Here is a 12,684-nt window from a genome sequence, read left to right on the forward strand (position 1 = left end):
AGCCACTACTCTATTGAGAGAACAAGAAGAATTCTTTTTAAATGCCCATGAATTTGGCAAAAATTTCACTTGGGGAGTTTCCACCGCAGCATACCAAATTGAGGGCGCGTACGACACCCATGGAAAGGGACCCTCTATTTGGGATACATTTACCACCAAACCAAATACGGTTTTAAATGGTAACAATGCCAATGTATCTTGCGATTACTATCATAAATACAAGGAAGATATCCTATTGATGAAGTCCATGAATATTGACAACTATCGTTTCTCTATTTCTTGGTCAAGAATTTTACCTAATGGTATTGGCTCTGTAAACGAACCAGGTATTCAATTTTATAATAATGTCATTGACTTTTGTCTAGAACAAGGTATTACCCCATGGGTAACCCTATATCATTGGGATCTTCCACAGGTGTTAGAGGATAAAGGCGGATGGACGAATAGAAACATTATACAATGGTTTTCAGAATTTACCAGCCTTTGCGCAACTTCTTTTGGAGATAGGGTTAAACACTGGATGGTTTTGAACGAACCCATGGTATTTACGGGTGCCGGTTACTTTCTAGGCGTACATGCACCTGGAAAAAAAAGATTGAAATATTTTCTTCCCGCCGTGCACCATGCTGTTTTGTGCCAAGCGGAAGGTGGCAGATTACTTCGTAAACTAGTACCCAATGCCCAAATAGGCACCACGTTTTCATGTTCGCAAATTTCACCCTACAGACAAAATAACAGAGACAAGAAAACAGCTGTTCTGGTAGATGCCTTATTGAATCGGTTATTTATTGAGCCAGCATTGGGTTTAGGTTATCCAACCAAAGAAGCTCCAGTTTTAAAAAAACTACAACCTTACATTCAACCTACTGACATGGAAGATTGCCTGTTTGATTTCGATTTTATCGGAATTCAAAATTACACTCGAGAAAAAGTAAGATATAGTCTTTTGGTACCGTACATAAGAGCTAAAATTGTAAAGGCAAGTAAGAGAAATGTACCTACAACTTTGATGGATTGGGAGGTATATCCGCCTAGTATTTACAATATGATCAAGAAATACAGTTCATACCCGCAAATTAAAAAAATCATCATCACCGAGAACGGAGCTGCTTTTAAAGATTCCATTGACGGAGAAATTATAAATGATATCGCTAGGGTAAATTATTTGCAGCGTTATTTAAACCAAGTGCTTAAAGCCAAAAAAGAAGGGTTGAATATCCACGGATATTTCGTGTGGACCTTTACGGATAATTTTGAATGGGCGGAAGGGTATTACCCTAGGTTTGGCTTGGTACATATTAATTTTAAAACCTTAAAAAGGACTATTAAAGCCTCTGGTAAATGGTTTGCCGATTTTTTATCGCGAAAAAATTAGCATTAAAAAAGCCGATGTCTCCATCGGCCATAGCTTATATCTAAAAAAACATGCACACATCTTACACGCGCAAATCAAAGATAGATGGTGTTCAACAGTTAAATGTTATGCCCATTAAAGCAAACCGTTAAATTATTGAAAAGCAGGCATTCCAGTAATATCCGCGCCTGTAATCAGCAGATGAATATCGTGAGTACCCTCATAGGTAATTACGCTTTCCAAATTCATCATATGCCTCATTATACTATATTCACCGGTAATACCCATACCACCTAGAACTTGTCTCGCCTCTCGTGCTATTTTAATGGCCATTTCTACATTATTCCTCTTGGCCATAGATATTTGGGCAGAGGTTGCCTTCCCTTGATTCTTTAATTGACCTAATCTAAAGGCCAATAACTGGGCTTTGGTGATCTCCGTAATCATTTCTGCCAATTTCTTCTGCTGTAATTGAGTTGCCGCAATAGGTTTACCAAATTGAATACGTTCTTTGGCATATCTTAATGCAGTATCATAACAATCCATAGCAGCACCTATAGCACCCCAAGAAATACCAAATCTGGCAGAATCCAAACATCCTAATGGCGCCCCTAAACCAGATTTATTAGGTAACAGATTTTCTTTAGGGACCTTTACATTATCAAATATCAATTCACCGGTAGCCGAAGCTCTTAATGACCATTTGTTATGGGTTTCCGGTGTTGTAAATCCTTCCATTCCACGCTCCACGATCAAACCATGAATACGTCCTTCCTCGTTCTTTGCCCATACTACCGCAATATCACAAAATGGAGCATTGGAAATCCAAAGTTTGGCTCCGTTCAAAAGATAATGATCGCCCATATCCTTATACTTGGTTTCCATACCACTAGGATTAGAACCATGGTTTGGTTCTGTCAACCCAAAAGAGCCCATCCATTCGCCAGTAGCCAACTTAGGTAGGTATTTTTTACGTTGGTCTTCGGTTCCATACGTATAAATAGGATACATTACCAAAGAGGACTGTACCGATGCCGTAGAACGAACACCACTATCTCCCCTTTCAATTTCTTGCATAATAAGTCCGTAACTAATTTGATCTAATCCCGCACCGCCGTACTCCTCAGGAATATAAGGTCCGAATGCACCAATTTCAGCCAAGCCATTTATTATCTGCTTAGGAAATTCAGCTTTTTGGGCATACTCTTCAATAATTGGGGATACGTCTCTTTTTACCCATTGACGTGCGGCATCACGTACCAACAAATGCTCTTCAGATAATAAATCATCTAAGTGATAGTAGTCTGGGGCTTCAAATAAATCTGGTCTCATAACTATGCTTTTATCAAAGATAAATAAAGAAATATAACAATATGAAACACTATAGTTATATTTTTAAATAAAACTCCTTAGTTAAGGCTATATAATCATCAGTATAAGCGTGCCTTTCAGTTTCAATGACCAATTCTGACGATTCTAATGGTGTTTTATTTTTTGAGAATGCCAATAATACCCGTTTCACCTCTGCAGTAGAATTACCCTTTACATAAGTGCATTTGATAAGATAAAGACCTTTTTCCTCTGCCATGGCGACAAACTCATCTTTCTCTTTATAGGGTATTACCGTTGTAAACAATCCATTTTCCGCCAACAAAACAGCAGCCGAAGTAATGAGCTCATTAAAAGGTAAAAAACCGTTCTGGCGTGCTTGATCCCGTTGAAAGTTGCCAGAACTGACATTTTCCGAATAAAAAGGAGGGTTACACGTAATCAACTCATACTGGTCTTCGATTTCATCAACAAATTCATCTAAGCCGGCGTGGTAACAGTACAACCGATCTCCCCATGGGGAGCTTTCAAAATTCTCAACACATTGTTCATAAGCATCAGCATCTATCTCAATGGCATCTACCACATCCGCATTGCTTCTCTGGGCCAGCATTAAAGCGATGATTCCTGTACCGGCGCCAATATCTAAAATAGATTCCAATGATGTGTCCACTGGCGTCCATGCACCTAACAACACACCATCTGTACCAATTTTCATGGCACAACGATCTTGTTCAATACTAAATTGTTTAAATTTAAATAGTTGGCTCAAGGCAATTTAATTCTATGGTGAATAAGAAATTTTAATCTGTAAAGTTGTTAAGTATTCTGCTTTTGGCATCGGCTAAATAGCTTCTACCTATGGTGTACCTAATACCGCCAATTTCAACGCTATTGCCCTCAACCACACTTACCTTATCAACAGCAATAGTATAGGAACGATGTATTCTTATGAAATTATCACCTGGCAACTCATCTGTAAAACTGCTTAAGGTTCTGTGAATTATATATTTTGCCGTTGGTGTTATGATCCTAATGTAATCTTTTAGGCTCTCTATCACCATAATCTCGTCCAAATAAATCTTTTGTAACTTCTTTTTGTCAACTTTAACAAAAATGGAAGGCTTCTCTTCTTTTTCAGCACTACCGTTACTACCTATTTTCTTAAGACCTATAATACGATCTATGGATTTAAAAAATCGAGGTAATGAAATGGGTTTCACCAAATAGTCAATGGCTTCTAGTTCAAAGCTTCTTAGCGCATGTTCTTCATGAGCAGTGGTCATGATTACGAACGGTTTTTTGTGCAAGGTGCTTAAAAACTCCAATCCGTCCAAATAAGGCATATTGATATCCAAGAACATGATATCTACCTCATTGTCCCTCAAAAAGGTGGATGCATCCAAGGCATTGGAAAAAGTACCCTCTAGCTGTAATTCTTTTACCCTAAGTATATAGTTCTTAATCACATTTACTGCCAACGGCTCATCATCTACTACTATTACTTTTAAAATCATATTACCTTAAGCTTTAAAAACACATTGAACATTTTATCCTCTTCAAAAATCTTTAAATCGTACTCACTCTTAGCGTAGCCCAGCTCTAACCTCTTTTTCACATTAGAAAGACCAATACCTCCTCGTTTTACCGGGTATACATATTCTTTCTTTACTACTGGTATGGAATTGGATACTTTAAAATCCATAAAACTATCGTCAACATTTACATCGATCTTAATCTTCATATCACCAATGTTCTTACTTGCCCCATGCTTAAAGCAATTTTCAATAAGTGGTATCAATAACATTGGTGGTATTTTACAATTGTCAAGGTTACCCGAGATATTCATATCAATTTTCAAAGAATCATCGAACCTAATACGTTCCAAATCTATGTAATTTCTTATACAATTAATTTCACTGGTTAGATCCTGTCGTTGCTTTTTGGTTGCGTACAATAAGTAACGCATTAGCTCTGAAAGTTTTAAAACCACCTCTGGAGCTTGGTCAGACTTCTCCAAGGTCAATGAATATATATTGTTCAAGGTATTGAAGAAAAAGTGAGGCGATACCTGCGACCTCAAAAATCTAAGTTCGGTCTTTAGCTGTCGTTTTTCAAGATCATGTAGCTTGCTACTTTCCCTTAACCAATCTATGGTCAATTTAATTGCTGTAAAAAACGATATCACATAAACCTCACCAATCATAGTCTGCACGGCATACCCAATGGTCAATGAGTTGATAACATCCTGTGCTTCGGGCATAACATCCGTACTTACCAAGTAATACGTTAGGTTGTACTTCACCAAGAGCATCATGAACAATGACAGAAGTATATATACCGTATACTCAAAGTATCTTTTGGTATATATAAATTTTGGCATTAGGTAATAGGCATTTAAATACGCCAAAAACATATGAATGGGAAAACCTATAAGATTGGTACGTAAAGAAAGTAAAAAGTCGTTATGTATAAAGGTCCACCTAAACGTATTAAAGATAAAATAGACAGACCAAAATAAAATATGGTGCCAAGGTTTAATTTCACTTGTACCAAAAAACTTGGGCCTTCTCAAAAACTTCATTAATCTAATGTCCATAGGCTACTAAAACCAATTTATTTTCTCCGTTTTTTTGACGTTGAGCAACAATCTACGGTTGTTAAGCTAAAAACATTCAGTTTACGAAGAATTTTAAAAATATTCAATTATAATCTCAGAATAGCCTCCTTAGCTTAATTATTTCTAAATGTAGTTAAAAACGGCCTAAGCAAAAGTGTAATTTGTAAAATTGAAAAGCAACTTCATCGCTTAGTTTGTGCATTCAAAAACTTTAGAAAAGCTTAGCATAATACAGAAGTAGCAGATTATTCACTACTTACAATTTTCTATTCTTAGGATTATAAGATCATCAACAAGTACAGGACAGACTATTAAGCTATGGATATAATCAATAAAAAATCTTTAAAAACTAAAAAAGCCATAGCATTATTATTGTTTCTACTATACCTTGGAGCAATTTCCCTAATGGCCCAAGAAACACCACGCTCATATATTGCAGAAAATACACTTGAAAACATATCCATAGATGGCAAAATGAATGAGAGTGCATGGCAGACAACCACTTGGTCTAGCGATTTTATTGATATTGAAGGCATAAAGAAACCCACGTATAACACAAAATTTAAAATGCTATGGGACCAACAATACATTTATTTTTTTGCAAAAATTGAAGAACCACATATTTGGGCCACATTAAAGCAAAAGGATACCATAATATTTTACAATAACGATTTTGAAATATTCCTGGACCCAGATGGCGATACGCACAACTATTACGAATTTGAAATAAATGCCCTAAATACCATATGGGACCTCTACTTATCAAAACCATACAGAAATAATGGGCACGTTACCGATGCTTGGGATTTTAAAGGCATTAAAACCGCCATACATTGCAACGGCACATTGAACAACTCAACGGACATAGACCAAGGTTGGACTGTTGAAGTAGCCATACCATGGTCTTTTACTACAGCCCCAGGTGGAACAACTAAAGTACCGGAAAATGAATATTGGAGAATAAATTTTTCTAGAGTAAACTGGGATTTTGATCTTGATAATGGTACGTATTCTAGAAAGAAAGATAGCAAAGGTATTTTTTTACCAGAATACAATTGGGTATGGTCACCACAGGGAGTCATTAATATGCACGAGCCAGAACATTGGGGATATGTCTATTTCAATAAAGGTAGCAAAACCCCTAAATTTAATATACCTGATGATGAACATATAAAATGGTATTTATACAAACTATATAGAAATGTCAAGACCAAAAACGACCAAGAATGGTTGTCCATACATGGGGAACTGCAAAAAAAGCCGATTTTAATACAGGGCAAACCGGTAGTTGCTGTTTTAGAAAAGAACAACTTTGGCTTTAACATATGGGCAAAAAGCCCATTCACGAACAACAGACTAATTATACATACTGACGGAAAATTTACAACTGACTATGACCAAACCAACTAAGTTTTTACAGGCATTACTTCTTGTACTTATTACTCTTTTCATCTCATGCGGAACAAATGAACAAAAAGAAGAGAAAATAGCCACTACAGATACTTCATCTAACACTGAGACATTTAAATTATGGACATGGATTACTGCTGACAAAGCACGGACAGATGAATCTTTTGATGAAGAGTTTAAAAAGTACGGAGACAATGGTATTAATGCAATACTTATAAATACCTACGGAGATCCAGAATTACTGGCTAGGTTGGTACCAATAGCCAAAAAATACAATTTAGAAGTCCATGCTTGGATGTTCACTATGAACCGCCCTGGCGATAAAGTTGCAGAACAGCATCCAGAATGGTATGCTGTAAGCAGAGATGGCAAGTCTTGCTTTGATGAACCACCCTATGTAGGATATTACAAATGGCTTTGCCCCACAAGAAAAGAATCTCGCGAACACATACTAAGTTTAATTGAAGGATTGTCAAAAGTAGAGGGTGTTGCAAGTTTCCATTTAGATTATATTAGATACTCGGACATTTTTTTACCTATAGGTCTTCTTCCTAAATACAATTTAAAACAAGAAACGGAATTGCCAAGATACGACTTTTGCTATTGCGATGTCTGTACTTCGGAATTTGAAAAAGAACATCATAAAAACCCAAATGATTTTAGCAACCCAGCGATAGATATGGAGTGGAAAAACTTCCGTTTAAATAAAGTAAAAGCTATTGTAGACGAGGCATATAAAATTACACATGCAAATGGCAAAATACTTACCGCAGCGGTATTTCCTTATCCAGAAATGGCAGATCACATGGTTCGTCAACGTTGGGATAAATGGAATATAGATGCAGTTCTACCAATGATCTATAATGTTTTTTATAATGAAGAAATAGATTGGATCGGGTATGCAACCCAGCAAGGTGTTAATGATTTAAAAGGGAAAAACACTGAGTTACATACTGGCATATATGTGCCGGGCATGACACCAGAACAATTGCAGGAAGCTATACATCAATCTATTAGCAACGGTGCAAAAGGAGTATCTTTCTTTGATGGACCTGCCATAACTGAAGAACAATGGCAAGTAATTAGAGCATCACAAAACCCTCAATAATTGTTTCGTACTTAAAAATTTCCTTTTTATTAACACGCTGTTAAGCTTTTCATAATTGTTATTTGTCGAAATTTTTAATAATTAATTGGAATATAGCTCACCTTATGACAGTATTTTATACAAACTAACTTAACTCAAACATTTATGAATAAAAAAATCTCAAGTTTTTTGACCGTTGCTGTGCTGCTGTTTTTTCAAGCAGTAATAGGTCAAGACAAGACCGTATCTGGTGTAGTCACAGATGACACCGGTTCACCTTTGCCAGGTGTTAACGTCGTTGAAAAAGGCACAACAAATGGAACTTCTACTGATTTTGATGGTAATTACTCCATCAACGTTGATGCAAATGCTACATTGGTTTTCTCTTCTTTAGGGTACAAAACCAAAGAAGTAGGAGTAAATGGTAGATCTACAGTAAACACTTCAATAGCGGAAGATGCCAGTGAATTGGACGAAGTAGTTGTTACAGCACTTGGTATACGTAAAGAAACCAAGGCGTTAGGATACTCCTTAACTGAAGTAGATGCCGAGGAAATTGCAACCATTAAAACTCCAAATGCAATTAATTCTTTACAGGGTAAAATTGCAGGTGTAAACATCTCTCAAAATGCTACTGGTGCCGCCGGTTCTAGTAGAGTAGTCATTAGAGGTGCAAGTTCATTATCCGGTAACAACCAACCACTTTATGTAGTGGATGGTATTCCTATCGGAAATGGTAATAACGGTTCTGCCAGTTTATGGGGTGGATCAGATGGTGGGGACGGTATCTCTAGTTTAAATCCAGATGATATTGAATCTATCTCCGTATTAAAAGGTGGTGCGGCTTCTGCGCTGTACGGTTCTCGTGCTGCGGGTGGTGTTATCATCGTTACCACAAAATCCGGTAAGGGCCAGGAAGGTTTTGGCATAGAAGTAGGTAGCTCCGTAACCTTTGACAAGGTAGACACTTCATTACAAGATTTTCAAACAGAATATGGACAAGGAGTTAGAGGTGTAAGACCATCTTCACAAAGCGCCGCATTAGAAGCAGGTAGTTCTTCATGGGGAGAAGCTTATGATGGTGTAAATTCTCCTCAGTTCGATGGTGTTTCAAGACCTTACTCCTATTTAGGTAACAATGTTGACAAATTTTATAGAACAGGGTCTACTTTCATTAACACGGTTGCTATAACCAGTGCTAAAGAAAATTTGACCTATAGACTTTCTGCATCTAATTTGGATAATGCGGATGTATTACCAAATGCAGGATTGAACAGAAAATCTTTTTCTTTCAACTCCAGTGCTATTTTAGGAGATAAGATAACTAGTAGCGTAAATGCCAAATATATTATAGAAAAGGTACAAAACAGACCTAGACTTTCAGATTCCCCTGGTAATGCCAACTTTTCAGTGGCTTTACTTCCAGGCAATATAGATGTAACTACATTACAGCCATCTACCAATCCTGATGGTTCTGAAAGACAATTCTCAAACAATACATTTTCTACCAACCCGTATTTTGCCGCTTATAATTTCAATAATGAAGATGTCAGAAATAGAATAATTGCATCAACATCCCTTCGTTATGATATATTGGATTGGCTATCGCTAACCGGTAGAATTGGTATTGATAATGACATTATCAGAAGAACTTCCGTTGAACCTTTCGGTACGGCTTATAAACCATTGGGAGGCATTAACGAGGAAGAAAGAAGATACAATCAAGTGGATGCCGATTTAATTTTAGCGGCAGAAAAAGATATTACAGATAAGTTTGCCATTTCCGCATTAGTAGGTGCAAACAACAACCACGTTAAATCTGAAAATTTATTTTTAGGTGGTAACGACTTTATTGTTCCAGGCTTAGAAGACATAGGCAACACAGTTAGCCAATCTCGTAGCAGAGAATATTCGGAAAGAAAAATTGGTTCTGTGTACGGTTCGTTGGAATTATCTTATGATCGTTGGGCATATGTAACGTTTACCGGTAGAAATGACTGGTTCTCTACGTTATCATTCCCGGGTAAGACTACACCAAATGATGATTTCTACCCTTCGGTTAATGGTAGTTTAATATTATCAGATGCTTTTAATATGCCTTCTTTCGTTAGCTTCTTAAAATTAAGAGGTGGTTATTCAGAAGTTGCAGGTGGTGCTCAAGATCCTTATACATTGGCTTTGAACTATGAAATTTTCGGAATCCCGATCAGCGGTCAGCCATTAGGTAGAGTTTCCGGTAGCATTGTTCCTAATGCCAATTTAGTTGCTTTTAGCAAAAGTGAAACAGAAATTGGTTTAGATATGAGATTTTTTAATAACCGACTATCTTTTGATGTTGCTTACTATAGCAATGAAACTACAAATGATATTGTAGATGTATCAACATCTATATATTCTGGTTATACCGGGGCTAGCGCAAATCTAGGTAAGGTAACCAACGAGGGTGTTGAATTTTTAATCAGTGGTACACCGATCAGAACTAATGACTTCTCTTGGAATATGACCGTAAATGGTGCTTATAATGAAGGACTGGTAGTTGCTACAGATGATGTTAATTCTGACGTTAACTTAGATGAACCAAGAACACAGAACGTAAGAATTACACATATAGTTGGTGAAACTTATGGTTCTATAGTTGGTGTTTCTTATGAGCGTGATGAAAACGGTACCATAGTTTATGAAGTAGGAGATGATGGTGTACCTAGAGCTGTTGAAGGTGAGCGTAAAATCTTAGGTGAAGGCGTACCTCCATTGACATTAGGTTTTTCAAATTCATTTACTTACAAGAACTTTAACCTGAACTTCTTGATAGACGGAAAATTTGGCGGACAGATCTTTTCTGGTACCAACACTATACTTTATAGTAATGGACTTCACAAAAACACTTTAGAAGGTAGAGAAAATGGGTTGACCGTATCTGGTGTTGACCAAACCGGGGCTGCATTTACAACAACGGTTGCACCAGAAAATCTAGCTGACTATTATGGTGAAATTGCAGATATCGCAGAAGAATTCGTTGAAGACTCTGATTATATAAAATTCAGACAATTAAGCCTAGGTTATTCATTACCAAAGAAAGCCTTAGACAATGTATTTTTAACCAATGTTAATGTATCATTAATCGCTTCTAACTTATTCTACATAAAAAGAAGTGTAGATAATATTGACCCGGAAAGTGCATACTCTGTTGGAAACTCACAGGGTCTGGAATATTTTGGAGTTCCTTCTTCTAGAAGTTACGGTCTAACTATCAATGTAAAGTTTTAAAAGAGAACTATGAAAAAATCAATATATATACTAATGTTTGCACTACTTTCTGTAGGTGCATGTGATGATGGTTTTGAAGATTTAAATGTAAATCCAACAAAACCTACCCAAGTTGCTGCGGGTAATAAGCTAACTGCGGTGATGAAATTTATATCTAGTGAAAGATATGACAACTGGAGAGCGGCCATGATCTATCAATCTACCATGATGCAACATGTAGCTACAACTGCCGGTTACTGGAGTGGTGATAAATATACGTGGAACAAAGGTTATGCTTCATCCTTATTGGATCGCTATTATGAGAATGCCATTAAATCAATTGAGGATTTGACCTTTCAATTAGAAGAGGAAGAAGCTCCTGAAGAAATGAAGGCAATTGTAAAAATACTACGTGTCTTTGCTTATTCCAGACTTACCGATCTATATGGTGATGTACCTTATAGCGAGGCAGGAAAAGCAGTTATAGAAGGTATTTTTCTTCCTAAATATGATGCGCAAAGCGAAATTTACCCTGATTTGTTAAATGAACTGGAAGAGGCTTCAGCTGCATTAGGCTCTGGTATTTCTGAATTTGGTTCTGCAGATGTCATCTATAATGGTGATCAAGCAAAATGGAAAAAGTTAGCTAATTCCTTGATGTTGCGTTTAGGTCTTAGACTAATTAAAGTAGACCCTACCGCTTCACAAGCATGGGTTACAAAAGCAATTGACGGAGGTGTAATGACATCTAATGATGACATCTTTTACCTGCAACATGGTGCGGACAATAAAAATGGTATTGGCGAAGTGTTTACGGCTGATAGCAATCCAAGAATGAGCGATACGTTCATAAATTTATTAAAAGATGCAAATGACCCAAGATTAACGGTATTGGCATCATTACCTGCACAGAAAATAATTTTCAAAGAAGACCCTGATAACCCTGGTCTGTTCATAGAAGATTATAGAGAAGATAGAACAGTGGAGGAAAGACTAGATCCAGACGCACAAAGAGGTCTGTCCAATGGTAAGGATCTTCCTATGCTAAAAGAGCAAGATGTTGACCTTGATAATCTTTTCAGCAACTTAAACGACTATTCTGAGCCTAATCGTCTTTTAATTACCTCAGAAACTGCCCCTATGATTTTCCAAACTTATGCAGAAGTAGAGTTTATGCTTGCAGAAGCAAATGTAAGATGGGGTCTTGCAGGTGATGCAGAAACACATTATAACAATGGAGTTACCGCTGCTATGAAACAATTATCACTTTATGGTGATGCCGGTATTATTGCAGATGCCGACATTGCAGATTATCTTGCTGCCAATCCTTATGATTCGGCTAATGCACTAGAGCAGATCAATACACAATATTGGGCTGCCACTTTCTTAAATGAATATGAATCTTTCTCTAACTGGAGAAGAACAGGTTTCCCGGCACTTACACCGGTAAACTACCCTGGTAATGTTACCAACGGTACTATACCAAGAAGATTAACGTATTCTGAAAGTGAACAAAGTAACAACCCTGATAATTATGCCGCTGTAATAGCCGCTCAAGGTCCAGATGTTCTTACCACTAGAGTGTGGTGGGATGTTGAATAATAACAATTAAGTTTGGTTTTTGAGTGAAACCTCTCA

At 37.0% G+C, this 12,684-nt stretch carries 9 protein-coding genes; 5 read left to right on the top strand and 4 right to left on the bottom strand.

The features are described from left to right. The first annotated feature begins 13 nt into the window (after positions 1-13). Positions 14-1,375: a GH1 family beta-glucosidase gene (locus tag I600_RS08710; RefSeq protein WP_058104046.1), complete on the top strand. Its 1,362-nt coding sequence runs from the start codon at positions 14-16 to the stop codon at positions 1,373-1,375. 132 nt (positions 1,376-1,507) lie between these two features. Here the strand turns inward: I600_RS08710 and I600_RS08715 are convergent, their stop codons facing one another. Genes I600_RS08715 through I600_RS08730 form a run of 4 tightly spaced genes read right to left on the bottom strand, consistent with a single transcriptional unit; the run spans position 1,508 to position 5,282 of the window. After that, positions 1,508-2,686: an acyl-CoA dehydrogenase family protein gene (locus I600_RS08715; protein ID WP_058104047.1), complete on the bottom strand. Its 1,179-nt coding sequence runs from the start codon at positions 2,684-2,686 to the stop codon at positions 1,508-1,510. A 55-nt stretch (positions 2,687-2,741) separates the two neighbouring features. Continuing rightward, a complete protein-coding gene (locus tag I600_RS08720; protein WP_245188861.1) occupies positions 2,742-3,455 on the bottom strand; it encodes a tRNA1(Val) (adenine(37)-N6)-methyltransferase in 714 nt (237 codons plus the stop codon). A gap of 31 nt (positions 3,456-3,486) precedes the next feature. Continuing rightward, positions 3,487-4,200: a LytR/AlgR family response regulator transcription factor gene (locus I600_RS08725; RefSeq protein WP_058104049.1), complete on the bottom strand. Its 714-nt coding sequence runs from the start codon at positions 4,198-4,200 to the stop codon at positions 3,487-3,489. Then, the gene (locus I600_RS08730; RefSeq protein WP_058104050.1) at positions 4,197-5,282 is read right to left on the bottom strand and encodes a sensor histidine kinase; all 1,086 of its coding nucleotides are present in this window, start codon (positions 5,280-5,282) and stop codon (positions 4,197-4,199) included. Before I600_RS08730 ends, I600_RS08725 begins: the two co-directional genes overlap by 4 nt. A gap of 339 nt (positions 5,283-5,621) precedes the next feature. On the opposite strand from I600_RS08730, the gene I600_RS08735 reads away from it, so the two are divergent. The 4 genes from I600_RS08735 to I600_RS08750 all read left to right on the top strand — a co-directional run bounded on the left by I600_RS08735 (position 5,622) and on the right by I600_RS08750 (position 12,648). Next, positions 5,622-6,713: a carbohydrate-binding family 9-like protein gene (locus I600_RS08735; protein ID WP_058104051.1), complete on the top strand. Its 1,092-nt coding sequence runs from the start codon at positions 5,622-5,624 to the stop codon at positions 6,711-6,713. Then, positions 6,697-7,821: a family 10 glycosylhydrolase gene (locus I600_RS08740; RefSeq protein ID WP_058104052.1), complete on the top strand. Its 1,125-nt coding sequence runs from the start codon at positions 6,697-6,699 to the stop codon at positions 7,819-7,821. The genes I600_RS08735 and I600_RS08740 overlap by 17 nt, the downstream gene beginning before the upstream one ends. Before the next feature lie 144 nt (positions 7,822-7,965). Beyond that, positions 7,966-11,067, top strand: coding sequence for a SusC/RagA family TonB-linked outer membrane protein (locus I600_RS08745; protein ID WP_058104053.1), 3,102 nt, complete (start codon positions 7,966-7,968; stop codon positions 11,065-11,067). A gap of 9 nt (positions 11,068-11,076) precedes the next feature. Next, complete coding sequence (locus I600_RS08750; RefSeq protein WP_058104054.1) at positions 11,077-12,648, top strand: SusD/RagB family nutrient-binding outer membrane lipoprotein; 1,572 nt, start codon at positions 11,077-11,079, stop codon at positions 12,646-12,648. Positions 12,649-12,684 lie beyond the last annotated feature (36 nt).

Source organism: Maribacter dokdonensis DSW-8 (assembly GCF_001447995.1).
GTDB classification, from domain to species: domain Bacteria; phylum Bacteroidota; class Bacteroidia; order Flavobacteriales; family Flavobacteriaceae; genus Maribacter; species Maribacter dokdonensis.